This is a genomic window from Roseibium sp., assembly GCF_965276855.1.
Classification (GTDB): domain Bacteria; phylum Pseudomonadota; class Alphaproteobacteria; order Rhizobiales; family Stappiaceae; genus Roseibium.
Map to the genome: position 1 here is coordinate 941,821 of NZ_OZ255700.1, position 24,962 is coordinate 966,782.

General features: G+C 58.8%; 28 protein-coding genes. 7 read left to right on the forward strand and 21 right to left on the reverse strand.

Annotated elements, in window-relative coordinates; all coding sequences use genetic code 11:
* Window positions 1-17 precede the first annotated feature (17 nt).
* From ACQY4Z_RS04235 to ACQY4Z_RS04275, 9 genes are all read right to left on the reverse strand, one after another.
* Entirely contained in the window at window positions 18-431 is a 414-nt protein-coding gene (locus ACQY4Z_RS04235) for a phage major tail protein, TP901-1 family (protein ID WP_428526950.1), read from the reverse strand.
* A gap of 25 nt (window positions 432-456) precedes the next feature.
* Entirely contained in the window at window positions 457-873 is a 417-nt protein-coding gene (locus ACQY4Z_RS04240) for a DUF3168 domain-containing protein (protein ID WP_428526952.1), read from the reverse strand.
* On the reverse strand, window positions 870-1,169 hold the full coding sequence (locus tag ACQY4Z_RS04245) for a head-tail adaptor protein (RefSeq protein ID WP_428526954.1): 300 nt from the start codon (window positions 1,167-1,169) through the stop codon (window positions 870-872). Before ACQY4Z_RS04245 ends, ACQY4Z_RS04240 begins: the two co-directional genes overlap by 4 nt.
* Window positions 1,170-1,186: 17 nt before the next feature.
* Window positions 1,187-1,756, reverse strand: a complete 570-nt coding sequence (locus ACQY4Z_RS04250; protein ID WP_428526956.1) for a head-tail connector protein — start codon at window positions 1,754-1,756, stop codon at window positions 1,187-1,189.
* Between the two features lie 147 nt (window positions 1,757-1,903).
* Window positions 1,904-3,226 carry a phage major capsid protein gene (locus ACQY4Z_RS04255; RefSeq protein WP_428526958.1) on the reverse strand — a complete coding sequence of 441 codons (1,323 nt, stop codon included), beginning with the start codon at window positions 3,224-3,226 and terminating at the stop codon, window positions 1,904-1,906.
* Window positions 3,226-3,717 carry an HK97 family phage prohead protease gene (locus tag ACQY4Z_RS04260; protein WP_428526960.1) on the reverse strand — a complete coding sequence of 164 codons (492 nt, stop codon included), beginning with the start codon at window positions 3,715-3,717 and terminating at the stop codon, window positions 3,226-3,228. The genes ACQY4Z_RS04255 and ACQY4Z_RS04260 overlap by 1 nt, the downstream gene beginning before the upstream one ends.
* Complete coding sequence (locus ACQY4Z_RS04265) at window positions 3,714-3,923, reverse strand: hypothetical protein (protein WP_428526962.1); 210 nt, start codon at window positions 3,921-3,923, stop codon at window positions 3,714-3,716. The genes ACQY4Z_RS04260 and ACQY4Z_RS04265 overlap by 4 nt, the downstream gene beginning before the upstream one ends.
* 163 nt (window positions 3,924-4,086) lie before the next feature.
* Window positions 4,087-4,284, reverse strand: a complete 198-nt coding sequence (locus tag ACQY4Z_RS04270) for a hypothetical protein (RefSeq protein ID WP_133951010.1) — start codon at window positions 4,282-4,284, stop codon at window positions 4,087-4,089.
* 13 nt (window positions 4,285-4,297) lie between these two features.
* Window positions 4,298-5,491, reverse strand: coding sequence for a phage portal protein (locus ACQY4Z_RS04275; RefSeq protein ID WP_428526964.1), 1,194 nt, complete (start codon window positions 5,489-5,491; stop codon window positions 4,298-4,300).
* A 148-nt stretch (window positions 5,492-5,639) separates the two neighbouring features.
* On the opposite strand from ACQY4Z_RS04275, the gene ACQY4Z_RS04280 reads away from it, so the two are divergent.
* Window positions 5,640-6,077, forward strand: a complete 438-nt coding sequence (locus ACQY4Z_RS04280) for an SRPBCC family protein (RefSeq protein WP_428526966.1) — start codon at window positions 5,640-5,642, stop codon at window positions 6,075-6,077.
* 142 nt (window positions 6,078-6,219) lie between these two features.
* On the forward strand, window positions 6,220-6,687 hold the full coding sequence (locus tag ACQY4Z_RS04285) for an N-acetyltransferase family protein (RefSeq protein ID WP_428529706.1): 468 nt from the start codon (window positions 6,220-6,222) through the stop codon (window positions 6,685-6,687).
* A 93-nt stretch (window positions 6,688-6,780) separates the two neighbouring features.
* Here the strand turns inward: ACQY4Z_RS04285 and ACQY4Z_RS04290 are convergent, their stop codons facing one another.
* A complete protein-coding gene (locus tag ACQY4Z_RS04290; RefSeq protein ID WP_428526968.1) occupies window positions 6,781-8,085 on the reverse strand; it encodes a DNA-packaging protein in 1,305 nt (434 codons plus the stop codon).
* Window positions 8,054-8,638 (reverse strand): hypothetical protein, encoded by a 585-nt coding sequence (locus ACQY4Z_RS04295; protein WP_428526970.1) that lies wholly within the window; start codon window positions 8,636-8,638, stop codon window positions 8,054-8,056. Before ACQY4Z_RS04295 ends, ACQY4Z_RS04290 begins: the two co-directional genes overlap by 32 nt.
* Before the next feature lie 562 nt (window positions 8,639-9,200).
* On the opposite strand from ACQY4Z_RS04295, the gene ACQY4Z_RS04300 reads away from it, so the two are divergent.
* Window positions 9,201-9,953, forward strand: coding sequence for an SDR family NAD(P)-dependent oxidoreductase (locus ACQY4Z_RS04300; RefSeq protein WP_428526972.1), 753 nt, complete (start codon window positions 9,201-9,203; stop codon window positions 9,951-9,953).
* A gap of 9 nt (window positions 9,954-9,962) precedes the next feature.
* On the opposite strand, the gene ACQY4Z_RS04305 is transcribed toward ACQY4Z_RS04300, so the two are convergent.
* Together ACQY4Z_RS04305 and ACQY4Z_RS04310 are read right to left on the reverse strand one after the other, a co-directional pair.
* Window positions 9,963-10,388: a secondary thiamine-phosphate synthase enzyme YjbQ gene (locus ACQY4Z_RS04305; RefSeq protein ID WP_428526974.1), complete on the reverse strand. Its 426-nt coding sequence runs from the start codon at window positions 10,386-10,388 to the stop codon at window positions 9,963-9,965.
* Between the two features lie 51 nt (window positions 10,389-10,439).
* Window positions 10,440-11,195, reverse strand: a complete 756-nt coding sequence (locus ACQY4Z_RS04310; protein ID WP_428526976.1) for a substrate-binding periplasmic protein — start codon at window positions 11,193-11,195, stop codon at window positions 10,440-10,442.
* Between the two features lie 232 nt (window positions 11,196-11,427).
* Here ACQY4Z_RS04310 and ACQY4Z_RS04315 point away from each other — a divergent pair, with 232 nt between their 5' ends.
* Window positions 11,428-12,780 (forward strand): glycosyltransferase, encoded by a 1,353-nt coding sequence (locus tag ACQY4Z_RS04315; RefSeq protein ID WP_428526978.1) that lies wholly within the window; start codon window positions 11,428-11,430, stop codon window positions 12,778-12,780.
* A gap of 30 nt (window positions 12,781-12,810) precedes the next feature.
* Here the strand turns inward: ACQY4Z_RS04315 and ACQY4Z_RS04320 are convergent, their stop codons facing one another.
* Window positions 12,811-13,575 carry a substrate-binding periplasmic protein gene (locus ACQY4Z_RS04320; protein ID WP_428526980.1) on the reverse strand — a complete coding sequence of 255 codons (765 nt, stop codon included), beginning with the start codon at window positions 13,573-13,575 and terminating at the stop codon, window positions 12,811-12,813.
* Between the two features lie 296 nt (window positions 13,576-13,871).
* Between ACQY4Z_RS04320 and ACQY4Z_RS04325 the strand changes: the two genes are divergently transcribed.
* The gene (locus ACQY4Z_RS04325; RefSeq protein ID WP_428526982.1) at window positions 13,872-15,524 is read left to right on the forward strand and encodes an FMN-binding glutamate synthase family protein; all 1,653 of its coding nucleotides are present in this window, start codon (window positions 13,872-13,874) and stop codon (window positions 15,522-15,524) included.
* Entirely contained in the window at window positions 15,481-16,029 is a 549-nt protein-coding gene (locus ACQY4Z_RS04330; RefSeq protein WP_428526984.1) for an RES family NAD+ phosphorylase, read from the forward strand. Before ACQY4Z_RS04325 ends, ACQY4Z_RS04330 begins: the two co-directional genes overlap by 44 nt.
* A gap of 22 nt (window positions 16,030-16,051) precedes the next feature.
* On the opposite strand, the gene ACQY4Z_RS04335 is transcribed toward ACQY4Z_RS04330, so the two are convergent.
* The 7 genes from ACQY4Z_RS04335 to cyoA form a co-directional block, all read right to left on the reverse strand.
* Window positions 16,052-16,864, reverse strand: a complete 813-nt coding sequence (locus ACQY4Z_RS04335) for a substrate-binding periplasmic protein (protein ID WP_428526986.1) — start codon at window positions 16,862-16,864, stop codon at window positions 16,052-16,054.
* Window positions 16,865-16,987: 123 nt separating this feature from the next.
* Window positions 16,988-17,629, reverse strand: coding sequence for a 2-hydroxychromene-2-carboxylate isomerase (locus ACQY4Z_RS04340; RefSeq protein ID WP_428526988.1), 642 nt, complete (start codon window positions 17,627-17,629; stop codon window positions 16,988-16,990).
* A gap of 69 nt (window positions 17,630-17,698) precedes the next feature.
* The gene (locus tag ACQY4Z_RS04345; RefSeq protein ID WP_428526990.1) at window positions 17,699-18,544 is read right to left on the reverse strand and encodes a helix-turn-helix domain-containing protein; all 846 of its coding nucleotides are present in this window, start codon (window positions 18,542-18,544) and stop codon (window positions 17,699-17,701) included.
* A 99-nt stretch (window positions 18,545-18,643) separates the two neighbouring features.
* Entirely contained in the window at window positions 18,644-18,958 is a 315-nt protein-coding gene (gene cyoD, locus ACQY4Z_RS04350; RefSeq protein ID WP_428526992.1) for a cytochrome o ubiquinol oxidase subunit IV, read from the reverse strand.
* Between the two features lie 9 nt (window positions 18,959-18,967).
* Window positions 18,968-19,582 carry a cytochrome o ubiquinol oxidase subunit III gene (cyoC, locus tag ACQY4Z_RS04355; RefSeq protein WP_428526994.1) on the reverse strand — a complete coding sequence of 205 codons (615 nt, stop codon included), beginning with the start codon at window positions 19,580-19,582 and terminating at the stop codon, window positions 18,968-18,970.
* Window positions 19,579-21,621 (reverse strand): cbb3-type cytochrome c oxidase subunit I, encoded by a 2,043-nt coding sequence (locus ACQY4Z_RS04360; protein WP_428526996.1) that lies wholly within the window; start codon window positions 21,619-21,621, stop codon window positions 19,579-19,581. Before ACQY4Z_RS04360 ends, cyoC begins: the two co-directional genes overlap by 4 nt.
* Window positions 21,621-22,559: a ubiquinol oxidase subunit II gene (gene cyoA / locus ACQY4Z_RS04365; protein ID WP_428526998.1), complete on the reverse strand. Its 939-nt coding sequence runs from the start codon at window positions 22,557-22,559 to the stop codon at window positions 21,621-21,623. Before cyoA ends, ACQY4Z_RS04360 begins: the two co-directional genes overlap by 1 nt.
* A gap of 328 nt (window positions 22,560-22,887) precedes the next feature.
* Between cyoA and ACQY4Z_RS04370 the strand changes: the two genes are divergently transcribed.
* Window positions 22,888-24,954, forward strand: coding sequence for a putative bifunctional diguanylate cyclase/phosphodiesterase (locus ACQY4Z_RS04370; protein ID WP_428527000.1), 2,067 nt, complete (start codon window positions 22,888-22,890; stop codon window positions 24,952-24,954).
* Window positions 24,955-24,962 lie beyond the last annotated feature (8 nt).

The window sequence follows — 24,962 nt, forward strand, 5'->3', positions numbered from 1 at the left end:
TCCCCGAATTGCATCCCTCAGATGGCGGTGAAACTCACCTGCCCTGCCGATGACAGGGCCAACTCGAAGGTCACTTCGCCATCGTGGCGGCCTGCATACTCCAGGCTGGTGATTTGAAACCGGCCCTCCAGCGTTCCGAAATCCGGAACGACAACCTGCCAGGGGCGGATGGTCCCGTCGAAAAAGAGCTGGCGAACGGCGGAATCACTTTGCGCATCCCTAAATAGACCCGAGCCGGACAGGCTTGCCGCTCGGGTTCCGGCCCCTTCCAGTAGCTCGCGCCAGCGGCCCGCGCTGTCGGATGTGGTGATGTCGACCGTGGTGGCATTGAGCGCCACTTGCCGCGCCCGAAGGCCCGCCACGGTGACAAACGTGCCGTTCGCTTCAGCATCCAGTTTCAAGAGCAGATCGCGTCCGCGCTGTGCGCCCATGGCGTCCTCCTGTCAGAAGGTCATCTCAGGTAAGCGGCTCGGTGACCGCTCTTAACGAACTCGATGCCCGATAGCCCCGTCCGTCGCGCAGCTTGCGGCTGAGCACGTTCGTAATGGTGAGGTTCACAAGCCTGTGTCCGTTCAAGGATACCGGCCCTGTCATCAGGACCTCTGCCGCACGGCCTGCAGCCTGGGCTGCTTCGTCCCGGCTGAGCTTGCGGGAGAACACGCTTAGGGCCAGTGAGTGCACCATACCCTCGCCAATCTCCGTAAGCAGCGGCCTGGTCTCAACGCTTTCCAGCACGAGGAAGGGAAAGGCATCTGCCCGCGGCGGAGTTTCAAAAATCCGGTCCGGCCCCAGCAAACCGGACAGGACGCCATCAGCGTTGAGCAGAGAAAACAAACCGGCGCGCAGCGCCGTTTGAACGTCAGAAAGGCTCATGGGCTTTCCTCCTCTGTCTCACATAGAAGTTCCCGTCTCTGGCCGGTTGGATCGCAGACCGACAAAACCCGGAAAACGCGGGTACCAGAGAGGATCCGCCAGCCGCCAGCCAATCCGGAAAAGGGCCGCAAGCGGATCTCCCAGGTTTTGGAACTTGCCGTCCGGCTGTCCGCGAAGCGCTCGCTCTGACTTTTCAGGCGAAGAGCGGCGAACGCGGATCCGGCGGCTTCATAGGTGGTCGTAATGTCCCCCGAAGCTGACCGGGTCTCCAAAGGCCGCTGCAGGACAACTGGCACACGGTAGGCCCCGGCCCTCATAACAGTGGCACCCGGACGGTGGACAAAAGCCGGTCGAGCCCTTGCGGCAGGCTGGCAATCGCGAGGTCCGTTCCGGCCTCCCGGTGTTCGAACCAATGACCGGCCAGAAGGCGCACGGCCTGCCTGAAGTTTTCCGGAACATCTGACGCGGTCGCGCCATATCCGGCTGTGAAATCAATTTCAGCCGCCATCATGTCGGAGGCGGGAAGCCCAACCCCGAGCTTGATCTTTACCCGTTCAGGCTGCGCGGAGCGGTCGAGTTGCCAATCAGAAGGCTGAAGTTGGGCCGCATTGCCATCGCGATCATAGACCGTGATCTGATCAACGGACTGCACCGGCGACACGGGCAGCCGGACAATACGGCCAACCGGCCAACCATCCAGGTAAAGGCGCCAGGACTGGGAAATCAGGGCGCGCCGGGTGGCCTGTTCGATGTGCGTGCGGGCAGCCTTGAGAAAGCCTGAAAGGCTGCTGTCCTCTTCGCCACCACTCAGCCGGAGATGCGCGCGCATTTCTTCGACCGCCACAGGTTCTGTGGCCGGATCATTCAAACGGATCGATGTCATGGGCGTTTCCCAAAAAAGAAGGCGCCGCAGGTCCAAAGGAGTGCGGCGCCAGTCTGGGGAGGAACGACCCTCATCGTTCATTGGAAGATGTGGGTCTGCTAGGTAAGACTTACAAGGCAAGAAAACGTGAGCCCTGCGTGACCGGTATTATGCGGAGAACATCAAGAGCTTGATCGCGTCATAATCCTGAACGCCGCCGCCGACCCGTTTTGTGGTGTAAAACAGCACATAGGGTTTTGCGGAATAAGGGTCCCGCAGCAGGCGTACGCCCATCCGGTCGACCACCAGATAGCCGCGCCGGAAGTCGCCAAAGGCAATTGCGGGGGCATCATTGGCAATGTCCGGCATGTCTTCAGCTTCCGTGATCGGGAAATTCAGCAAGGTCGCCGCCCCGTCCACACCGGCAGGCGGCTGCCACAGGTAGGTCCCGTCGCCGTCCTTCAGCTTCCGGATTTCGCTCTGGGTCTTGCGGTTCATGACGAACCGGCCATTCTGGCGATATCCGCTTTTCAGCGAATAGATGAGATCTATGAGCGTATCTCCGGCATCGGCTGCCGGGAACGCTCCGGCAGCGCCGGTGGTCATCGTGCCGAGCGAGCCCCAGGCCCAGCTGCTCTCCGCAACACGCGGTGCCTGGAGGAAACCAAGCGGCTTGTTAACACCATCGCCGTTGACAAAGGCTGCTCCTTCCTGTTCGGCAAATGCGGCTTCGACTTCCTCGGCAATCCACTGATCCATGTCAACCGCCGCATCATCCAGAAGGGTCGATGTCGCAGCGGGCATGGCATAGAGTTCCATCGCCGGGAATGTCAGCTCAGCCAGTTGCGGGCTGTTCGTCTGTGGCCGGGCGGCGGTTTCACCAACCCACCCGGATTGCGGGCCGGTTACAGCGAACGGTTTCTTATAGGTCGAGGACGAGACCTGCCGGTTGCCGGAAATCGCCCGGATGGGGGAAACCTGCGACAAGCGGCGCATGATCCCGGTTTCCGTTTCCTCCGGCACCAGATAGCCGCCATCCGGATCAGATCCGGCCAACAGGGCTTTGACTTCCAGCGGACGCAAAGGTTGTTCCCGGCCCGAGCGCACATAGGCCTCAAAAGCCGCCTTGTGTTCCAAGGCTGCCGATGTCATCTGACGCGGGCCCTGCCTGCCGATCTGAGGACGGCGGCTTTTCAGGGTCAGATCGTCGAGACGTCTTTGTGTGGCGTCGAGGGCCGCATCCAGCCGGTCGAGTTTTTCCAGCGAGATCACGTCCGCACTGCCCCGGCTTTCAATTTCCGCAAGGCGCGCATCGTTGACCGCCAGGTAGCTCTCGAAAGTCCGGAAGAACGCGTCGAAGGTCCGGGCAACGTCATTACCGCCTGAGGAATCGGGGGTTGGAGCAGCCGGTACCGGGGGCATTCCACCAGGCATGTCCGCCTTGGTTTCCAGAGGCAGGTCATCTGGCACCCAGTCTGAAGGTCCTGTCATCACAAATACTCCCTTGATCCAATGTTTGGTGTGCGTGGGGTTGGCGTGTTCGAAGGTGGTGTCAAAAGCCGGACCCGTGCCTCGTCGACTTGCGGAAAGGTGACGAGGGAAATTTCCCAAAGATCAATGTCTTGCAGGATCCGGCCAGATCCGCGGTGCGGTCTGCGGGCGGTGCGCGCCTTGAAACCGATGGACAGCCCGGAAAGGGCCCCTGCCCGGATAAGGCAGGCCGCCTCAAAGGCTGCAACAACGCCCGGGGCAAGGTCCCCTTCAGCCCATAGCCCGTGTTGTGTTTCTATCAGCCGCGTCCAACGGCCGAGCGGGCGGGCCGGATCGTGCTGCCACAACAGCGCGACGCGTGCCGGCGGACGCTGCCGGAGGCTCCTCCGGAACGCTCCGGGCAGAACCGTGTCGCCAGCGCCATCCGGCTTGCCGAAGACGCTGGCATAACCGGCAATCCTAACCGGGGCAGCTGCCGTTCCGGCGATCAAGCACCGCCTCCACGAGAGGGTTTGGTGTTTTCCCTCACCTGAATGGTCAGATGAAACAAACGGCCCGAAAAATCCCGGAAGACCGGCAAATGCTCGGTTCGGTGACCGGGTGCCTTGGCGCCAAACCGCTGCAGCAGCGTTGTTTTTGAGCTGCGGGCACGGCACTGCGGCCTCCCGCTGGCGAGGGAGTTACTTTGAAGGCTCATTCCGCCCTCCTTGATAAGAATTGAACTTCGCCCTCGTTGACAAAGGGCGTCTGCAGCCTCCAAGCCGCGGATTTCAGAACGTGCCGCCCCGGACATGATCCGGGGCCGGTTCGGGCTTGGTCCCGGTTCAAGACCGGGACGGCGGCAGTCGAAATCCTTGGGTTTAAAGCGTTCCGAGCTCGGCGAGATAGCGGTTCAGCCGGGCGACCTCGCTGACGAAGTCGGAAAAGCGCTGATTGGACAGGGCAAGCTCGCGGACGAGCACGAGGCCGATCAATGTGGCCGTCGCAGCCCACAAAAACAGCGCGAGATGGGCCAAATCCCCGCGCGCCATAACGTGAGCGGTCAAATCTTCAATCATCCTGCGCCTCCCCTTATGTGCCGGCTCGCGCGCCGTAGCCGACGGCCTGGCGTTTTTCGTCGTCCGACAGGAACGCGGCCGCGCCGACGCGCCGCCACAAGGCCTCCCGCTCCGACGACAAGGCCTCGATCGCATCGAGATCCGGCTCCAGGCGCAACCCTTGGCCAAAGGCTGGTCCCAGCCAGCTGCCAAGATGGCCCGCCGTCCGCCGCACCAGCGGCAGGACCGCCCCGCGCCACAACGCCCGGCCGGCCTCCTGATAGTTGGCGTAAGTGTTGTCGCCCGGAATGCCGAGCAGCATGGGCGGCACCCCAAAGGCGAGCGCGATCTCCCGGGCGGCCTGGTTCTTCGCCTCGATGAAATCCATGTCCTTTGGGGTCAGTCCCATCGGCTTCCAGTCGAGGCCCCCTTCCAGCAGCAAAGGCCGTCCTGCGTTGCGCGCGCCTTGATAGCCGTCTTCCAACTCCGCCTTGAGCCGGTCGAACTGATCGCTTGTCAGATTGAGTGCATCGCCCGCCCCATAGATCAGGGCGCCGGAGGGCCGGGCGGCATTGTCGAGCAGTGCCTTGTTCCAGCTTGCCGCCGCATTGTGAATGTCGAGCGCCATCTGCGCAGCTTCAACTGGCGCAAACCCATAATGATCATTCAGCGGATGAAACAGCTTCAGATGCCGAACCGGGGCTGCCTCTTCTCCGTCGTCCGCTTCTGCCGGCAAGCGCACGGTGCGGCCCGCGGCGGTGTAGTCGAAGGCCTCCGGCCAGCCATGGGATCCCGGCACCACCTTCACCCGGTCCGGCCGGAGCGCATAAAGTTCGCGCGGGACACCATCGACCGGCACCTGCTCCAGATAGGCATTGCCGGAGACCAGCAGATAGCCGTACAGCGCCTCCAGAAAATCAGCGCCGGTTTCATGGGCATTGGGCCGGGTGAGAAGTGCCAGCAACGGATGCTCCGACAGCTCCTTATCCCCTTCAAAGAGCAGCAGCGGCACGGCGGCGGCCGTCTCCGACAAAAGCCGGACAGCGCGGTGCACCACAGGATTTTTTGCAAACCCCTCCCGCGCCAGAGCCGCATAATCGCGCGGGCTCCAGACCGGCTGCGCTGTCCCCTGGATCGCAAGCAGAGGCCCGGTGCGGGAGGCTTTTTCTTCAAGTGCCGCTGCGGGATCTGCACCCCAGAGTGATTCAAGTGCCTTTCTTAAGCGCATGAAATAACGATCCTTTCCGCGCTTGTTAAAGCGCTGAGTCAAGGCTTTGAGAAACCGATTCAGGGACTTGGAAAACTGATTCAAACGCGCCGCTTCGCACGGACGCCAATGCTGCTATTCTTTGCGCCTCCAGGAGGCAGAACGTGAGATGACCAATCAGAACGTGATTCAGATCGAACGCGGTTTTCCGGTCGCCCCCGCTGTTCTCTGGTCACTGTGGACCGAGGCTCAGCATCTATCCGCCTGGTTCGGACCTCACATCTCTTTGGAGCCACGTGCGGGCGGTGCGTTCCGCGAAGTCTGGACCAACGAAGGCCGCCAGACGATCACCTCCGGCACCATTGTCACGTTCGATCCGCCCAAAACCGTCGCCTGGACTTGGGCGGATGAGGACTGGACAGGGACAACGCTCCTGACACTGTCGATCCTCGCTGAGCGCAACGGCGCGCGTCTCACCCTCATCCACAGCGGCTGGCGCGATCTTGCCGAAAACGCGTCCGGTTCCTTGCGCGACGCCCACGCCGCCGGATGGACCATGCACCTGGCCAACCTGGAACGCTATTGCCTGACGCTGCTCGGCAAGTGAGGTTGCAGATCAAAGTGCATACCACTATTCAAGTAGCCGTTTTGACCCTCACCTGATTTTCCGAGATTTCCCGCTGTCTGATTTATCCCGTTCCATCCGACTCGCAACGGCTGCTGACCTTGCAGCCCTCTCTGCCCTTTCGATCGAAGTCTGGCTCGATACTTATGCGCCCAATGGCATCACCCGGCCGTTTGCGGATCATGTCTTGAGCGCCTATTCCGTTGAGACTCTCGCTCAGGAACTCGAAAGCCCCGACCGGATCTTTCTGGTCTGCGAACACAGCGGCTTTCTTCTCGCCTACGCCAAGCTGTCGCTCTCCCCGGAGATACCGCCTGGAGCCACAGGCACGGCGGAACTCGAAACGCTCTATGTCCGCCGCCACCACAAACGGCAGGGGATCGGCGCGGCCCTGTTCCATAGATCAATGAAAACCCTCAGTGCCCACGGTCATGACCATGTATTTCTCACTGTTTTTGAGCACAATCAGACAGCGCTCAAATTCTACGACGCGCTTGGCCTTGAGCGCGAAGGCCGGTTTATCTTCCACTTCGAAGACCAATCCGCCCCGAACATCATCTTCGGCGCGGAGACGTCCAGGTTTTCCGGATAACCTCTGCCTCTCCGCTGTCCCGAACTTGATCCGGGACCATATCCGAAGCAACTTAGGCCCCGGATCAGGCCCGGGGCGGCTGAGTGGGTTGGTCTAGAGCCCGCGCACCTTTGGTTCCGCCTTGGGGCCGAGCATCAGGTCCGAGACCGCCCAGACGAGGGCGTCGAGCCGGTCGGGAGAGCGTTTGCAGGACAGCCCGCCGGGACCGAAGTCGGCCATCTCGTCTTCAAGCTCCGGAAACGTGCCTGCATGGTGCACCTTGCCTTGATCATAGAGCATGGCGACCGGTTCGGCCCGGGAGAACTTGCCCCGGCTGGCCCGCACTTGTTTCACCGGCACCGATGGATCGGCACTCGCAATCACTTGCGCGACCATGTCGCCGCCCTGGTTGACCTCGGCGATCAGGCAATCGGCCTTCAATCCGTGCCAGAGGCCAATGGCGACTTCTGCCCAGTCGGCGGGTTTGGCCGGACGGCGGCTGCGGTCGGCGAGAACATAGGCCTTGCCGTCACTGCCGAGCCCCGCGGCGACAATGCCGCAAGCGTCCGACTTGGCCGTTGCCGTCACCGGCGGATCGATCGCAATGACGATGCGCGTCAGATCCTCCGGTGCGGCTACGACCCTTGCGGCCTCCAGTCCATCCCGCGACCAGAGCGCGTCCGGCCGGTCCTCGATCAGTTCGCCGTCCAGTTCCTGCCGTCCAAGGCGCGTGCCGCCATACCGGCCGACCACCGCCTCCAGAAAGCCCGGCGCCAGAAACAGCGCATTGGCCTTGGTCGGGGCATGGGTGATGGCGGTCCCTGCCTGTTTCATCAGGCGTTTTAAAAGCGGCACCGGCCGCGGCGTCGTCGTGATCAGCTGGCGGGGTTTGCGGCCCAGCCTCAGCCCGAACTGCAACATGTCGAAGGTCTCCTCGGCATAGGTCCATTTGGCAAGTTCATCGCACCAGGCGATGTCGAATTGCGGCCCCCGCAAGGCCTCCGGGTCTTCGGCGGAAAAGGCCTGCGCCACCGCGCCGTTCGGCCACTCCAGACGGCGGCGGCTCGGCGTCCATAGCGGCCGCTCCTCGCCGGGGTGCACGGCCAAAAGCCCGGAGACCCCTTCCACCATCACCTCGCGGACATCCGCATAGGTCTCACCGACAAGCGCGATCCGCCCCGCAAAGCCCGGTTCGCACCAGCCGTGCCCGAGCGCCCGCGCCCGGATCCATTCGGCTCCGCCCCGTGTCTTTCCAGCCCCGCGCCCGCCCATCAACAGCCAGACCGCCCAGTCCGTTTCCGGCGGCAACTGGTGGATATGCGCAAAGACCGGCCAATCGTAGGTCAGGAATTTCAGATCCTCCGGGCTCAAGGCGGCAAGGACCGCCTCAATCCGCCCCAGCTTCGCACAATCGCTCAAGACGGCGCGCAAGTGCCGCGCGCAACTCCTCCCGGTCGTCAAGCTTGTCGCCCTCCCCGTCCGGTTTCACATCCGTTTTCAGGTCCATCAGGGCGGTCAAGGTCTTGGCAAGGCTTGCCAGGGTCTTCACCGTCTTGTCGATTTCCTGGATCCCGCCAGTTGGCGGCCCCGCGCCAGTCTCCTCAAACAGATCAGCGAGCCGCGCTTCCAACTGATCCATCTGCCCGGCAAAGGCCCGGTAGAGCCGTGCGGCCATCTCCTTCGGGCTTTCGGGTGTTGCCTGCTGCCCCACGTCTCGGTCCAGCACCACCCCGCCCCCTTCGCCATCCCGGACGGAACAGCGTGAAGAACCGGGATCGGGGAGCCGGGGCATTTCCAACCCTTCGGCGCCTGCGGGTCCGCCCCCTTCGCCGGAGACTGCCGGGACGGTGCACACCTGCTGCTTCGACTGCTTCTGCCGTTTCCGGTGCAGCGCCTTTTCCCGTCTCAGCGTATCGGCAAGGCCCTGCCCCTGGAACCGCGCCTTCACGTTCGATCCCCCGCACTCGCTCACTCCGGTTCCCTCCAGGCATAAAAAAACCGGCGGCCGCCGGTTGATAAAGTCAAAGATCGGTTTGCTGTCAGGGCACCCGTCTCGCTGCGATCACTGGGCCGCCCCGGACTTGATCCGGGGCCTGCCGTCAATGCTCCGGTCCCGGCACCGGTCCCAGCTCACGGGCCGGGACGGCAGCGAGCGGGGCCGCTCTCAAAAACTTATCCACGCCCGGCGCGCCTGTGAGATACTGAGGCCCATGAGGCTGAAACCGGCCTTGCGGCAGCGGGACTTGAACAATCTGCCATCCTCTGACCCTCTCCGCTCGTTTGGCCACGTCAACCCATTCGACCGATGCGCCCAACAAAAAAGGCCCCAAGCAATCGCCGGAAGCCTCAATCGATCCCCAACTTTGGGATCATGACAAAACCATGCCACATCACCGTTACGGTGTCAAGGAATATTTTCCTATTTTCTCTCTCAGCTTTCAAAGATCTGGATTGGCGATCTCCCGATTGCTCGGGTCGCCCCTGCCTGCTAGCGTTGAGCTTCCTTACCTCTCATCTAAATTCAGAGCCATCAAATGACCGAGAAGATTGCCCTTGTGACCGGCGCGGCGCGCGGGATTGGTTTGGCGACCACGAAGCTCCTGATCGAGAAGGGCTGGAAGGTGGCGATGGTCGACCGGGACGGGGCGGAGCTGAAAACGGCGTCCGCCGGGATCAACGCGGGGTCGGCCTTCATCTATGATGTTTCTATCCCCGATGACGTCGATGAGATGATGACCAAGATCATCGAACACTTTGGGCGGCTGGATGCGGCGGTCAACAATGCAGGTGTCGCCAATTTCGGGCCGATCGAAGAGGCGGATTTGAGCCTGTGGCGCACGGTGATGGCGACCAATCTGGACGGGGTCTTCATGGTCTCGCAGGCCGCCGTTCCGCACCTGAAAAAAACGCGTGGAGCGATCGTCAATATCGGCTCGATTTCCGGCCTCCGCGCCTCCACCTTGCGGGTGGCCTATGGGACGTCGAAGGCGGCGGTCATTCACCTGACCAAGCAGCAGGCGGCCGAACTCGGCGAGTACGGCATCCGCGCCAATTGCGTCTGCCCAGGCCCGGTCCGCACTAAGCTCGCCATGGCCGTGCACAGCCAGGAAATCATCGACGCCTATCACGATGCGATCCCGCTCAACCGGTACGGCTCTGAGGCCGAAATCGCCTCTGTCATCGCCTTCTTGTGCTCGGACGAGGCGAGCTATGTCACCGGTCAGGTGATTGCCTCCGATGGCGGCTTCGACAGCACCGGCGTCGGCCTGCCCGCCCTGCGGACATAGGGCATCCGGTTATCGGTCGCTCAGAAAATGCGCCGCCACTTGGCGTTGGTGCGGCCGGTCGCGGTGCTCAAACAGATAGATCCCCTGCCAGGTGCCAAGCAGCATTTCGCCGCCCGAGACCGGGATCGACAGGCTGACGGGCAAAACCGCGGCCTTGATATGCGCCGGCATGTCGTCCGGCCCTTCCAGCGTGTGCGTGAGGTAGCGCATCGAAGGATCGCTCGTCGGCGGTACAAGACGGCTGAAGTAGGCCTTCAGGTCGACCTGAACATCCGGATCGGCGTTTTCCTGAATGAGGAGCGAACAGGACGTATGGCGGACAAAGAGGGTCAGTAGCCCGTCGCCCGCGCCTTCCCCGGCAAGCCAGCTGCTGACGGAACGGGTGAACTCATAAAGCCCCTGGCCGGAGGTTTTCAGGGAGAACAGCGTTTGCATTTCAGTCTTCCATGTCTTCAATTGAGGCATGGCCGGAGCCGTTGACCGGACCTACCGGTACTTGTCGTGGATGGCGTCATAGGTGCCATCTGCGCGCATTCCTGCCAAGGCTTCATTAAACGGGCCGATCAGATCCTCAACGCCCTCATAACTCTTTGAAAAACAAAAGTGGAAATCCCGGGTGGTCAGCGCGATGAATTCAAACTGACCGCTCATCTCCTCGCGGCGAATGATGTACTCCGTCGGTTCGCGCGCGCCCATCAGATAATCAAACCGGCCGGCTGCCAGCATCTTGAGGCCCAGTTCGGTCGTTTGCGCCTCGATCGGGTTGGCCCCCAGGTTTTGCAGAACCTTCAGGCTTTCATAGCCAGCCATCGATGAGACCCGTTGACCAACCACATCCTCAACGGTCTGAATGTCCGGCCCTTCATGCGCTTTTCTTACGAAAAAACCATTGGTGAAGACACTGATCGGGTCCGAGAAGAGAATGAACCGCTCCCGGTCCGGATGATGCGCGCAGGTCAGGATGCCCACGGCCCGGCCCGTTTCCGCTTCATTCAGCGCCCGCTTCCAGGGCAAGAACAGGATGTTTGCCTCATAGCCCATACGGCGGAAGGCTTCGGTGGCCACTTCATAGTCGAAGCCGCGCAGACCATCCTGTGGTTCTGCCATCTCGAAAGGCGGGTAATCCTCAGTGACGATGTCAATGCGCGGGGTGGCTTGTACCGAACTGGACACAGCAAAAGCAACACTGCCTGCGGCCGCAACGGCAACCACAGCCCATCGGGCCAATCGCAATACTGTCATCCAACTCAGTTTACCGGCCATGCATTGCCTTTTGCGTTCGTCCTTCAGAGAATCCCTAAATCCCCTGCCCTTAACAAAACCGGAAATTCATTCCTCAAGATGTCATTGATTCGATCATGCCCCAACGACAGCTGGCACTTTCCAGATATTTTGCAGATATAACACCTCTTCCTGATTGCAGAACGGCCCAAAAACATCCAAAAGAGGTGCCTTCCTATTGGGAATTTCACCAGTGACCGCTTCAAAACCGAAAATCCTGATTGCCACGCTCGGAACCCGCGGTGACGTGCAGCCCTATGTGGCGCTCGCCGCTGAACTGGTGCGTCTTGGTGCGGATGTGGTGGTGGCGACCGGCCGCGGCTTTGACACGATGATCGGCAAGGTCGGCGCGCAGCCCCGCGCGGTTCCAATCGATTTCGAAGCCCTCTTAGGTGATCCCGTTACCCGTGAAGCCATGTTCACCTTCCGCGGCAAGATCAAGGTCGCCCGCACGACCATGGAGGATCAGAAAAAGGTCGTCCGGTGTTTGTGGAAGATCGGCCTGGAAGAACAGCCGGACCTGATCCTCTTCAATCTCAAGGCAACCGTAATGACACTGGTTGCAAGGCGGTTGAAGGTTCCAGCTTTACCAACTGCGCTTCAGCCGGTCATAACACCAACAACTGACTTTCCTGTCCCGCTCTTCGGTCTGCCCGCGTTTGGAAAAACGGCAAACCGTTTCAGCTATCTCGCCGCTCGAAAGCTGATGGCGCTTGGCATGGCTCCCGTTTTGAAACCCTTGCAGGCAGACGCGGGCGCGGAGTTCGAACACCCGGGCGAGATGATCGACGGCCATATGCCGGATGGCTCCAGAGCGCTGTGCCTGCATGGGTTTTCATCTGCGCTGGTGCCAAGGCCGAAAGACTGGCCGGAAACGTCCTGGCTCAGCGGTTACTGGTTCATGCGGCCCGACACGAAGTATACCCCTCCTCCTGATCTCCTGCAGTTTCTGGAGACCGGTCCCGCACCGGTCTATATCGGTTTCGGCTCCATGCCCAGCCGGAACCCGGAGGAGCTGACTCGTCTGATTATCCAGTCGCTCAGCCAAACCGGACTTCGCGCCGTTCTGGCGCGCGGCTGGGGCGGGCTGAGCGGCGATACCCTTCCTGACGTTCTCAAAGACAAGGTGTTTGTGATCGACAAGGCACCGCACAGCTGGTTGTTCCCGAGATGCAGCAGCATAATTCACCATGGCGGCGCCGGGACAACCCATGAAGCGCTGCGCTGGGGCAAACCTTCCCTCGTCTGTCCGGTTTTTGCCGATCAGCCGTTTTGGGGGCAGCGGGTCCATGCGATTGGGGCCGGCCCGGCACCGATCCAGCAAACAAAGCTGACCACGGACACGCTGGTAAAAGCTCTTTATGCGCTCGATGCGCCATCCTATGCCATCGGTGCTAGGGCCGCCGCCGACATCATGGCACTGGAGCCCGGAGCCGAAGGCGCTGCAGAGGAAATCATGGCGCGATTGGCGACCGCGAAGTTCACCTCACTTGCGGCGCATGTGACAAAGAATGAGCACGTCGCGCGACGCAGAGCCGGACATTAGATCGCCACTTTGGGAGTACTGGACAGGCTGCTAGTCGAAAAGGCTATCATAGTGGTCCTGATAGGCCGCTGACTCGCGTATTTCCGCGATTTCACCATAAAGAGCAGCAACAAGATCCGGATTGGTCTGCACCATCTCATGGGACAGCATCAGATAATAATGCTTTGCAACCAAAGGCGTTTCGATTTTTCGGATTGCAGCACGAAAATCAGGGTTCTGTTGAACCAGATGGTCAGCCTGCGACGTTAGCAGGGCCACTGCGGCAAGCCGTCCGGCCAGCAACATTGCGAACAATTGCTCGTTGGAATCTGCCTCAAAAACACCGGCGCCTTCGGCCCGCAACTGTTCAATGATCGAATATCCATAGATGGATCCAATATCGCCGGTCAGGTTCTCAAAACGATCCCCGCTCCAACCCACAGGTGACGCGTTGAGCACATATAAGGAATAGCTCTCGGTGTGTGTCCGCTTGTCGGGGTCGGGCTGCCCATTGATCATCGGATAGACACCATATTTCAGACGATCCGGTTTGAAACTCGCGGAGAAACACCCATCAAAAGTGTTGTTGGCGATCTGGTTTAGACACCGTTTCCACGGTACTTTTCTGAATTGGACCGAATAACCGAGATTGCGTGCTGCACGCTCAATCAGAAAGGTGTCTGCACCAACACCTTCCTGCAGTTGCCAGGGAAAATTGAGTGTGTCCTCCCGAGCGATAACCAGCTCACCAGCAGCAGCTGACACCGGCAATGAAAACAGGAGACCTGCGGCGCAAATACGTTTGAATAACTGCATGCAGGTCACCCTGAATACATGAAAACCTAGAACTCATTTTATTGATATCCCGTTGGTCTAAATCCAACATTAATGGCGCTCCATAAAATCAGGCGACCTGAATACAATCACCTTCAAATCGTTACACTCAAAATACTTGAAGGCGATCAACAAACGCTGAAACTCTCTGTGTGTTTCTTCGACGAGACCCTTTGGACCGAGCTGGACTTGTTCTGAAGCATTTATGGTTCCCCCTTTCCTTTTGACGTGGAGCCTGGCTAGACTGACGTCCAAGATTGCCAGAGGGAGAATGTCTCTTGTTTCCAGCCCGCTATACGGTGTTTGCGCTTTGCATCGCTGCCGCAGTCGTCACCTTCATTTTGAGTTTTGCAGTCACCCCTCATTTTCTTTGGGCCTTTGCGGTCTTTGCCGTCTTGACCATTGTCGGCATACTGGACGTCACCCAGACGAAACATGCGATTTTGAGAAACTATCCGGTTGCCGGCCATTTCCGCTTCATGTTCGAAGCCATCCGCCCTGAGCTCCGGCAGTACTTCTTTGAAAGCAATCAGGATGGCCGGCCGTTCTCCCGCGAGCGCCGCACCATGGTCTACGACCGGGCAAAGGACATCGAAGGCGTGCTCCCCTTCGGCACCGAGCTTGACGTTTATGATATCAACTACGGCTGGGTGAACCATTCGGTCTGTCCGCAATCCCATGGGAAGGTCGAAGAACTGCGCGTCGAGATCGGCGGGCCGGAGTGCAAACAGCCTTACTCCGCGTCGATTTTCAATATCTCCGCCATGAGCTTTGGGTCACTTTCCGGCAACGCCATCTTGGCGCTGAACAAAGGTGCCAAGGCGGGCGGCTTCTACCATGACACCGGCGAGGGCAGCGTTTCGCGCTACCACCGCGAAGGCGGTGGCGATCTGGTTTGGGAGCTGGGCAGCGGCTATTTTGGTTGCCGCGCCGACGATGGCGGCTTTGATCCGGAAAAGTTCAAGAAACAGGCGGCCGACCCACAGATCAAGATGATCGAAATCAAGATGAGTCAGGGCGCAAAACCCGGCCACGGCGGCGTTCTGCCCGGCGCCAAGGTGACCGAGGAAATTGCGGAAGCGCGCGGCATACCGATCGGCAAGGAGTGTATATCACCGGCAAGCCATTCCGCATTTTCAACGCCGATGGAGCTGCTGGACTTCATCAAGACCTTGCGCGAGCTTTCCGGCGGCAAACCGGTCGGCTTCAAGCTGTGCATCGGCCACCGCTGGGAATTCATGGCGATCGTCAAGGCAATGCTCAAATCCGGGATCAAACCGGATTTCATCGTCGTGGACGGCGCTGAAGGTGGCACGGGCGCGGCCCCTGTCGAGTTTGCCAACCGGCTTGGTACGCCACTGCGCCAGGGGTTGGCGTTCGTTCATAACAGCCTTGTCGGCGCGGGATTGCGCGATGACATCCGCATTGGCGCGAGCGGCAAACTGATCAGCGCCTTTGACATCGCCGGGACGATGGCCCTTGGCGCGGACTGGGTAAATTCGGCGCGCGGCTTCATGTTCGCGGTTGGCTGCATCCAATCGCAGAGCTGCCATACCAACAAGTGTCCGACAGGCGTCGCAACCCAGGATCCAAAGCGGCAGCAAGCTTTGGATGTGCCGGACAAGGCCACCCGGGTCGCGAACTTTCACCGCAACACCATCAAGTCGCTCGTTGAGTTCACAGCTGCAGCGGGACTGTCTCATCCAAGGGACTTCAAGCCGGAGCATTTCTATCTTCGAGCTGGTTTGCGGGAAATCCTGCCGGCCAGCGCTGCCCTGACCTGGCTGAAACCGGGGGCATTGCTCGACCCGACTCACGATGTTGCTGGCTATTCAACCTATTGGGCCATGGCCGATGCCGGCAGTTTCGAACCCGCGAAATCGCTGGATGTCGCCAAGGCGCAGTATCACCATCACTTGGGTCACCACTGATCCGGTGGTTGAGCTTGCTTCGAGGAGTTTCGTCAAGATCATCAATCCTGGAGAAGGTGCCCTTATCCTTGAAAGGGGGCACGCGTCCAGACCGCCTGCGCGGTTCAATCGCCCAGGCCAAGATGCGCTATATCTGAGCCCGGATGAGACAAGCGCGCGTGTTGCAATCGGTCAATACATCACTTGCGACAATCGGGACCGGGTGTTGATTTCGCTGGAGGTCAGCGCCTGTCGGTTGCTGGATCTGCGCGATGTGGAACATTCAGAGCTTTACGCACTTGCACGCCAACCCTGGCTTGCTCCGCTGAAAAGCGGCCTTGAGCCGCCATCATGGATCGCGGCCGACCTGATCCGAGCAATGGGCTATCACGGCCTAATCGACCCCTCCCGCCGCAGGCCAGGCCTTTGGCACATCACTTTGTTTAGGTGGAATACTCCCGACGCACCTAACGTGCGGACGAACGGTGAAGAACAGCCAATTCGTCTTGAGCCAGACTTCCGCTGATGAAGATCAACGGTCGTTCCCACTAGTCTACATCGACGACCTTCTTTTTCAGCTCGTAATTCCGGCTTCTGAGAATCCATCGGCCAACGTTGTCGGAAAGAATGCGCTCCGCGGTTCCGTCGGCCAACAATTCATCGTACCGTTGACTCACCTTGTCCTTAAGGTGCCGACACGCAGAATTGAGCGTGAAGCCGCTGTGCACGAAGCCGTTCATCACGTTCCAGTCCAGCGGGACAATTGCCTTGCCCCCTTCAATGGCCCCAAATTGCGCCTGCCCGACATAGCGGCCATGGATGATGTAGTCGATCCGGCCAACCAGCAGCTGGTTCACATTGTCCTGGAAAGAGAAATTGTCGGACAACTCCAGAACATTCGCGACATAGGAGTCAAAAGGCTCGCCATACCGGTCACCAGCATTCTTGGCGCCATACCTGCCCCTTAGATCGTTCCAGACCGCCAAGGGAAAACGGCGGTCTTCCAACGTGAAGACCGTAAATGGATTTTCGAAAGCGGGCGTGTCGGTAAAGTCTAGAAACCTTTGGCGTTCACCCGTTTTCTTGAGCGACATAAGAAAGTCGATCTCGCCGCTTTCAGCGGTCTTCAATACGCGTTTCCAAGGGCCTGTGAAAACTGCATCAAATGAGACGCCAAGTTCCTGAAACACAATTTTGTTGAGATCAACGCTTGCCCCAACGATCCGACCGCCCTCCCGCCAATGGTAGGGTGGATAATCGGGATGTGCGGACGCGGTTACGCGTGTGCAGCTTGGATCAGATGCCAATGCACTGGAGATGCTTGCGAAGAATAAAACCAGCCCGAGGCGGACCGATACCATGACAGTCTCCGACGTGAAGGACGCCTGTACAAGCGCACAACAGACGACCTGAAACAATTCACGTAACGGCAAAACACTTAACACGGCGCAAATTTACGAAAGAGTTTTCGTCTGACCGATGCCTTACCTATCAACAGGCGGATTGACCCAGTCCGATGGCGCAAAGGGTTTTTGAAGGGCACGTTCCACCAGTGGAAGATGGTCCTGACCGTAAAATGAATCACCATCGACGATGTAAGTTGGAGATCCGAAAACCTGCTTCTCCTTGGCCCATTCGGAGTTTTCCATGAGTTTGTTTTGAACGCTCGGGCTTGCAGCTTCTTCCAGCAACTCCTTGGCGGCGAACCCCAGTTTCACCGCCACAGCCTCAAGGGACTCCCGGTCTGAAAGGTCCAAATCCTCATTCCAGTGCGCCTCCAGAAGTCCGTGAGCCATCCGATCGGTGTCTGGGCCCGTTTCGCCCAGCGCGATGATCATGCCCGAGGCCAGGCTGTAGTCTGCATCATGAAAGGTCGGGCGCTTGCGTATGATCGGCACGGACCGATACTCCGCCCAACGTTCGATTTCACGCCCGAAGAAATAGTCGACATGCGCCTGTGTCCGCTGGCGGAAGGACTGACTTCTTTGCGCCTCGACGACAGGCGACAAAAGCACCGGCCGATGGACCAAAACCGCGTTGTGATCAGCGCAAATCCGCATAATCTCCGAGGAGCCGAGATACGCAAATGCGGAATGCGCGGAATAGACGTATTCGATGGTTGCCATACCGTAGGGTCTTTCTTTCGCGAAAGGCGGTTCAAAATCTGGATTTAGCTTTGGTGTTTAAAATCCGGTTCAAATCCCGAGAGACAATTTCGTTGCAAAGTCACTGGCCTCGTGAGAGCGCACCAGAGCATGGCGGACCAGATCATCGAAATGCCGGGAAAACAGCTGCACGTGACGTGTGTTGGAAAAGGTGAGATAGCGCTGACCCAGATACAGCGCAGCCCATTTTTGGCCAAACACCGTAAACGGGGCGGAAAACCGGTCGCTGGCACCAAAAAGATGCAACCTGAGAGAGGGGTAATATCTGTCCAGGGTTTCGCCCATGACCTGCAGCTGCTCCCGGCGCACAGCATCCGGCAAATCCGACCACATGCCCTCGCCCCGGGCAAATGCCTCCAAGGCCTCTTTCGAAACACAGATTTCCATGTCCGATTCTGCGCGGTTCAACAACGCCTGCTGATCGCGTGTACCGGTGATGGCCTGTCCGGGTGTCCGAAAGGTTTCGCCAGCATATTCGTGCGCCAGAACGGCCTCTGTCTTCAAGACATCCGGCAGGTTCGCCGGAACATGCCGGATCTTGGCGCCCACCGCGTCCCGGTACCAGGCGAGCAAATGCACATCGACCGGGTGACGTTCGGTTTCGGCCACTTGAACGGCTTGATCGAGGATTTCCGCGGCCGCGCCCTTGTGCGCCGACAAGCCCAGAAGCCAATCGGCGGACACACTAAGGGCGGAAGCGATGGCCGCAAGCGCCTGACCGTTGGGCAGGCGTGGGCTCTCTTCGGACAAAAGCTGGGAAACCGTGGACCGGTCGAGCTCTGCTGCGCGCGCGAGGTCTGAGCGATTCAGTTCCCGCTCTCTGAGCGCCGCGCTCAAACGCTCGCGAAACAGTTCGGCCCGGTCTCTTTTATCCATGTGGTGTGAGTACCACAGCTGTTGAGGCAAAACCACATCGGTTGCAAAAACCAACAGAGTGTCGTTCGAACTCAGGCGTCAAACACGTAATTCAGACCGTCACATCATCCGGTGATGCAGGTCGAACATGATCCAGAGACTGCCGCCGACCATGATGCAGATCAGAACGGCTGCGAAGGCCAAAAAGAAGAGGTTTTCACCCGGGGTCGACTTGAAATTCAGGTGCAGGAAAAACACCAGGTGAACCAGCACCTGGATGACAGCGGCCGCTGCAATCACACCGTAGACGGCCGGCCCGGTGAGCGCACCCGTCCAGACCAGACCGAAAGGGATCGCAGTCAGCACAATCGCGAGTGCAAAGCCGGTCAGATAGCTGCCAAGGCTGCGATGTTCTGTGTGGTCCGTGTGGTCCATGTCAGCCTCCTACATCACACCGGGTAAATAGACGACCGAGAAGATCCCGATCCAGACGATATCAAGAAAATGCCAGAACAGCCCCAAGCGATTGAGCCGCGAGCGGACCGGCATCGTCAGGCCCTTGGTCATAACCTGACCGATCATCACAAGGATGCCGATCGATCCCATGGCAACATGCGCGCCATGCATCCCGACGAGCGTGAAAAATGCCGAGAGGAACCCGCTGACATCCGGTCCCGCTCCTTGCAGGATCATGCCGCGGAATTCAAGAACCTCCATCGCGAGGAAGCCCAGACCAAGTCCAAGTGTAATCAGAAGCCAGAGAATGACGGCGCGCCCATGCCCCTTGTCCATGGCCAGACTGGCAATGCCGAAGGTCAGGCTGGAGACCAAAAGCAACGCGGTCTCGATGGCCGTGTGGCTGAGGTCGAAGACCTGTTGCGAGGTCGGGCCGGCCGCCGAGTTGCCGGACAACACCACGTAGGTCGCAAACAGCAGCGCGAAAATGACGGCATCGCCCATCAGGAACAGCCAGAAGCCGAACTCCCGTCCGCGAAGCGAATGATGCTCTTCCTCCTCCAAGAGGTCTGCATCGTTTCGGATGGTCAGCATCTCACTCATAACGCTCTCCCGGAAAGCGCCATTCCGGACGCAGCCCCGCGCGGTTCAAATTCGCGCATGTCATGCATGTCAGCAGGAGTGATCCCGGAGAGCCAGGCGGTCTCAATTGCCTCAACCTCGGCCGCTGACATCACATACTCGCTGGTGTCGTCGCAGGCCCGGATCCCGATGCACACCAGACACAAGACCAGCATCAGCACCGCCAGCCACCAGATGTACCAGACAGCAGCAAAACCCATCACGAAGGAAAGCCCGCCCAAGACAACGCCGAGGCCCGTGCTTTTCGGCATGACAATAGGCTCGTAACGCTCCGGCCGCTGGTAAGCCGTGCCACGCATCTTCATTTCATGGAATGCATCAATGTCGGTGACTGTTGGAACGACCGCGAAATTGTAAGGCGCGACCGGAGACGACGTTGCCCATTCCAAGGTCCGGCCGTTCCAGGGATCCCCGGTGATGTCGCGGGATGATCCCCACTGGCGCGCGGAAACATAGAGCTGAATGCCGATGCAGATGATGCCGCAAAGCACAAAGACGGCGCCCAGCGCGGCTACCACCAGGAAGGGTTGCCAGGTTGGATCCACGTAATGCTCCATACGCCGGGACATGCCCATGAACCCAAGGGCATAAAGCGGCATGAAGGCGAGATAAAACCCGATAAACCAGAACCAGAAAGACCGGATGCCCCATTTGGCGTCCAGCTTGAAGCCGAAGGCCTTTGGAAACCAGTAGTTCAGCCCAGCAAAATACCCAAACAGAGCGCCGGGAATGAGCATGTTATGGAAATGCGCCACCAGGAACGTGGAATTGTGCATCAGGTAATCGGCGGGCGGCAAAGCCAGCAGCACGCCTGTCACACCGCCGATGACGAAGGTCACCATGAAACCGATGGTGAACACCATTGCGGGATGGAACTCGATCCGCCCCCGGTACATCGTGAACATCCAGTCGAAGATCTTCACGCCTGTGGGCACGGCAATGATCATCGTGGCTATACCGAAGATGGCATTCACATTGGCCGACGCCCCCATCGTGAAGAAGTGGTGCAGCCAGACCGTGAAGGAGAGCAAGGCGATACAGGCAGTCGCATAGACCAGCGATGTGTAGCCGAAGAGCCTTTTTCTGGAGAAGGTCGCCACCACTTCGGAGAAAATTCCAAAGGCCGGCAGGATCAGGATGTAGACTTCCGGGTGCCCCCAGATCCAAAGCAGGTTGGCGAACATCATCATGTTGCCGCCGTCCCCATTTGTGAAGAAATGAAAGCCCAGGGTCCGGTCCAGCCAGAGCTGCAGGGCAACCACGGTCAGCGCCGGGAAAGCAAACACAATCAGGATCGAGATGCAGAGTGCTGTCCAGGTGAACATGGGCATACGCATATAGGTCATGCCAGGACAGCGGTTCTTCACAATCGTGACGATGAAGTTGATCCCGGACATAGTGGTGCCGGCACCACTTAAAGTCAGCGCCCAGATCCAATAGTCGACGCCAACACCGGGACTGTATTCAATGCCGGAGTACGGTGGATACCCCGTCCAGCCGGCCTGGGAAAATTTGCCCACCACAAGGGAGATCAGTACCAGAGCCGCTCCTGCCGCCGTCAACCAGAGACTGACAGAATTCAGGAAGGGAAAGGACACATCCCTGGCGCCAATCTGCTGCGGAACGATCAGATTGATCAAACCGGTCAGAAACGGCATTGCCACGAAGAAGATCATGATGGTGCCGTGCGAGGAGAAGATCTGCTCAAAATGCTCGGGCGGCAGATAGCCTTCGTTGTTGAGCGAGATCGCCTGCTGGGCGCGCATCATCAGCGCATCGACAAAGCCGCGCACCAGCATGATCAATGCGAGCACGACGTACATGATGCCGATCTTCTTGTGATCGACACTTGTCAGCCAGTCGGTCCACAGAACCTTCCAGGCGCGCAGGTACGTGATCAACAGAAAGGCTGCGATCCCGCCGCCAACGGTCACGGCCGCCCCGCCCATGGCCACCCAGCTGTAAAAGGGCAGCGCGTCAATCGTCAAACGTCCCAGCATCAGGCAGCCCCCCGGCAAATCAGTTCCGCAGCTTCGCTTTCCAGCGGGCCGACAATCGGCGCGTATTTGCGCAGGATCAGGCCGAATAGGTTCGGCTCAACACTTGAATAATAGGCGACCGGATTGGCAACGCTCTGTTTGGCGACTTCCAAATAGGTCTTGGCATCCAGGGCATCCGGCGAACCGGTCACCTTGTCTTTCCAGGCCGTGAAGTCCGCCTCTGTCAGGGCATGCGCCAGAAAGTGCTGGTCTGAGAAACCGTCGCCGGAATACATCGTGTTGCGACCCTTGAACGTGCCAGGACCATCGGCAAGCAGGTTCATTTCCGTCCGCATGCCCGCCATTGCATAGATCTGCCCCCCCAGCGCCGGGATCATCAGTGAGTTCATCACGGTGTCGGAGGTGATTCTGATGGACAGAGGCCGATCGGCCGGAAAGGCCAACTCATTGACACTGGCAACACCCAACTCCGGATAGACAAAGAGCCATTTCCAATCGAGCGCGATTGCCTGAACTTCAAATGGCGGCTTGTCCGAGGCAAGCTCCTTGTAAGGATCAAGCTTGTGCGTGTCGCGCCAGACCAGTGTGCCAAGAACAATGATGATCGCGGCCGGAACAAGCCAGACAACGGCCTCGATTTTCCAAGATCCCTCCCACTCCGGCGTGTAGGCCGCGGTGCTGTGATGCCGCGACCGGTACCGGTATACAAATAAGAGCGTGAGGAGGATGGCCGGGATCGCCACGATCATCATCAACCAAAAGGCCGTGAACAAAAGATCTCGCTGCGCGAGAGCGATCGGTCCTTGCGGGTAAAGGATCGGGGCCTCAGAGAGCGCACAACCGGAAACAAGGAAAGCGATAGCGGCCGCGGCTCCTATATTCCGAGCCCAATGCAGAGGCGTTCCAGATCCACTCACACCAACATCCCCCGCAGGCATTGCCGGGTCCTTGGGCGGGTTGATGAATGAATGCCGCACCAACGACTTGAGGCAAAGCGATTTGATTTAAAAAGACTATGCCGCAGAATTTTTCAGCGCAAGGCGTTGACGCAAGCGAAGGTTCCTTTTCGGTATTTGGGAAACACCATGCCGACAAGGTCAACAAAATCTTAAGAACCTGACAAACTCAAATCTGTGTCATTATAAGTACTTTTTACAGTTTTTCTTCCCAAACGAACCTTTGACGTTGAACTTCCAGTTTCATCAAGCATAATCGAATCAATACCGTTACGTTATATCAATCATTTCTGAATAACGGTGGTCCTCTGTGTTTTTACTAAGAGACCGTTTTGAGCTGTTTTTCAGGTACAAGGATTTCGATGCATTGCGGGCGATAGCGAAAAAACTTCAAGACTTTGCCCGTTGGATGATCATTGATCCCAGGGACACCGAACTTGCGCAGGCCCAGTGCCGGGAACTGAACTCCCAAATCCCGCTTCTCTATCTTTTGCTCATGGTCAACGCGATCGCCGTTGCGTACACGCACCGCGACGTTGCACCTGGTTATATGACCATCGGTGTCCTTGCGCCGATGCTGATCTTCACGACGATCCGGCTGGTTTCCTGGGTCCGGTCCCGCGGTCTTGAGCTCGGGCCGCAACAGGCGGTGCGCAAGTTGCGTCAAACTGTCCTTCTCGGCAGTTTGGTCGCCGTTGTCTACATCACCTGGTCCTTGAGCCTTGAAAGCTACGGCACTGCGATCGAGCAGGGTCACGTAGCCCTTTTCATCGCGATCACTGTGATCGGCTGCATTTTCTGTCTGATGCATTTGCCGCAAGCAGCCATCATGGTGATGCTGATCGTGACGGCGCCTTATCTGGTCTACTACCTGAGCAAAGGTCAGGATGTTTATTCGGCGATTGCCATGAACATTTTTCTGGTGTGCCTGGTTATTCTAAAGGTGCTGCTTAACGGTTACGAGGCCTTCTCGAATCTGATCAAGTCCCGCTCCGAACTGGCAGCCAAACATCAGGAAACGGAACGTCTGAATGCGGAGAACGAGCGGCTCTCGCAGACCGATTTCCTGACCAACTTGCCCAACCGCCGGTATTTCTTTAACCGGCTAGACCGCCAGATCGAGAGCGTTGCCGGAACCGATGCCGTCTTTGCCGTCGGCGTGATCGACCTGGATCAGTTCAAGCCGGTCAACGACACTTACGGACACCAGGTCGGCGACCAGCTGCTCATGGCCGTCGGCGACCGCATGGAAGCGCTTGGGGTACAGGATCTGGAGATCAGCCGGCTGGGCGGGGATGAATTCGGTCTTCTATATCTCGGACCGCCGGAAACCGCCGCAGATGTTGCAAAAGCGCTCTGTGAGAGCCTGCAACAGCCGTTCAAGATTGGCGAGATTTCCGTTGCAATTGGCGCCTCTTGCGGCATCGCGTTTTATCCGGATGCCGGCACAACGACCCATATGCTGTTCGACCGCTCCGACTACGCACTTTACAATTCCAAAACAACGGCCCGCGGTTCGGTCACCGTCTATTCTGCTGATCACGAAGCCCGCATCCGGTCGGAACGGGCCATCGAAAGTGCCCTGCAATGTGCCGATATTGCAGCCGAGTTTGAGGTCCACTTCCAGCCCTTCGTAGCGCTTTCGAAACAGACCATCATCGGCTTTGAGGCCCTGGCACGCTGGAACAGCCCCGAACTTGGCCGCATTCCGCCGGACGTCTTCATTCAGGTGGCCGAGCGAACCGGTCAGATCCAAAGGCTGACCATCCAGCTGTTTTGTATGGCAATCAGGCAGATCGAAGCGCTGCCCGACACGCTGCGCATGTCCTTCAATTTGTCAGCGCATGACATCACGTCCCATGAAACGGTATCTAAACTGCTGGATATCATCGCGGAGCGCAAAGTAGATCCGACACGGATCACGTTCGAGATCACCGAGACATCGGTCATTGGAAGTTACGAGGCGGCGGAAGCGTGCTTGAAGCGTTTGCGGGATGCCGGGTGCCGGTTGGCTTTGGACGACTTCGGCACCGGATATTCAAGCCTTGGGTATCTGCACCGCTTGCCGATCGATTGTGTCAAGATCGATCGGAGCTTCGTCGCGTGTCTTGATGATCCCATGACAGGCGGTGTCGTGGCATCCATCCTGAACCTCTGCCGGTCCATGCAGATCACCTGCGTTGCCGAGGGTGTTGAGGATGCGGGACAGGCCGAAGCGCTTCAACAACTACAGTGCCGGTTCGCTCAAGGCTATCATTTCTGCCCGCCGAAGCCCTTTGCCGACATCAAGCAAAGCATTGACGAGACCGGCACGATCGCCGGCCTTCCAATAATCAGCGCCGAACACAACGACCTGCTGCGCTCCAGCGCAAATTAGCCTTGGCA

What these genes read in the sequence shown, in the direction of transcription:
- ACQY4Z_RS04235 (WP_428526950.1), bottom strand. Translation starts at nt 431, where the DNA reads ATGGGCGCACAGCGCGGACGCGATCTGCTCTTGAAACTGGATGCTGAA.
- ACQY4Z_RS04240 (WP_428526952.1), bottom strand. Translation starts at nt 873, where the DNA reads ATGAGCCTTTCTGACGTTCAAACGGCGCTGCGCGCCGGTTTGTTTTCT.
- ACQY4Z_RS04250 (WP_428526956.1), bottom strand. Translation starts at nt 1,756, where the DNA reads ATGACATCGATCCGTTTGAATGATCCGGCCACAGAACCTGTGGCGGTC.
- ACQY4Z_RS04255 (WP_428526958.1), bottom strand. Translation starts at nt 3,226, where the DNA reads ATGACAGGACCTTCAGACTGGGTGCCAGATGACCTGCCTCTGGAAACC.
- ACQY4Z_RS04265 (WP_428526962.1), bottom strand. Translation starts at nt 3,923, where the DNA reads ATGAGCCTTCAAAGTAACTCCCTCGCCAGCGGGAGGCCGCAGTGCCGT.
- ACQY4Z_RS04270 (WP_133951010.1), bottom strand. Translation starts at nt 4,284, where the DNA reads ATGATTGAAGATTTGACCGCTCACGTTATGGCGCGCGGGGATTTGGCC.
- ACQY4Z_RS04275 (WP_428526964.1), bottom strand. Translation starts at nt 5,491, where the DNA reads ATGCGCTTAAGAAAGGCACTTGAATCACTCTGGGGTGCAGATCCCGCA.
- ACQY4Z_RS04280 (WP_428526966.1), top strand. Translation starts at nt 5,640, where the DNA reads ATGACCAATCAGAACGTGATTCAGATCGAACGCGGTTTTCCGGTCGCC.
- ACQY4Z_RS04300 (WP_428526972.1), top strand. Translation starts at nt 9,201, where the DNA reads ATGACCGAGAAGATTGCCCTTGTGACCGGCGCGGCGCGCGGGATTGGT.
- ACQY4Z_RS04305 (WP_428526974.1), bottom strand. Translation starts at nt 10,388, where the DNA reads ATGCAAACGCTGTTCTCCCTGAAAACCTCCGGCCAGGGGCTTTATGAG.
- ACQY4Z_RS04310 (WP_428526976.1), bottom strand. Translation starts at nt 11,195, where the DNA reads ATGACAGTATTGCGATTGGCCCGATGGGCTGTGGTTGCCGTTGCGGCC.
- ACQY4Z_RS04320 (WP_428526980.1), bottom strand. Translation starts at nt 13,575, where the DNA reads ATGCAGTTATTCAAACGTATTTGCGCCGCAGGTCTCCTGTTTTCATTG.
- ACQY4Z_RS04330 (WP_428526984.1), top strand. Translation starts at nt 15,481, where the DNA reads ATGTCGCCAAGGCGCAGTATCACCATCACTTGGGTCACCACTGATCCG.
- ACQY4Z_RS04335 (WP_428526986.1), bottom strand. Translation starts at nt 16,864, where the DNA reads ATGGTATCGGTCCGCCTCGGGCTGGTTTTATTCTTCGCAAGCATCTCC.
- ACQY4Z_RS04340 (WP_428526988.1), bottom strand. Translation starts at nt 17,629, where the DNA reads ATGGCAACCATCGAATACGTCTATTCCGCGCATTCCGCATTTGCGTAT.
- ACQY4Z_RS04345 (WP_428526990.1), bottom strand. Translation starts at nt 18,544, where the DNA reads ATGGATAAAAGAGACCGGGCCGAACTGTTTCGCGAGCGTTTGAGCGCG.
- cyoD (WP_428526992.1), bottom strand. Translation starts at nt 18,958, where the DNA reads ATGGACCACACGGACCACACAGAACATCGCAGCCTTGGCAGCTATCTG.
- cyoC (WP_428526994.1), bottom strand. Translation starts at nt 19,582, where the DNA reads ATGAGTGAGATGCTGACCATCCGAAACGATGCAGACCTCTTGGAGGAG.
- ACQY4Z_RS04360 (WP_428526996.1), bottom strand. Translation starts at nt 21,621, where the DNA reads ATGCTGGGACGTTTGACGATTGACGCGCTGCCCTTTTACAGCTGGGTG.
- cyoA (WP_428526998.1), bottom strand. Translation starts at nt 22,559, where the DNA reads ATGCCTGCGGGGGATGTTGGTGTGAGTGGATCTGGAACGCCTCTGCAT.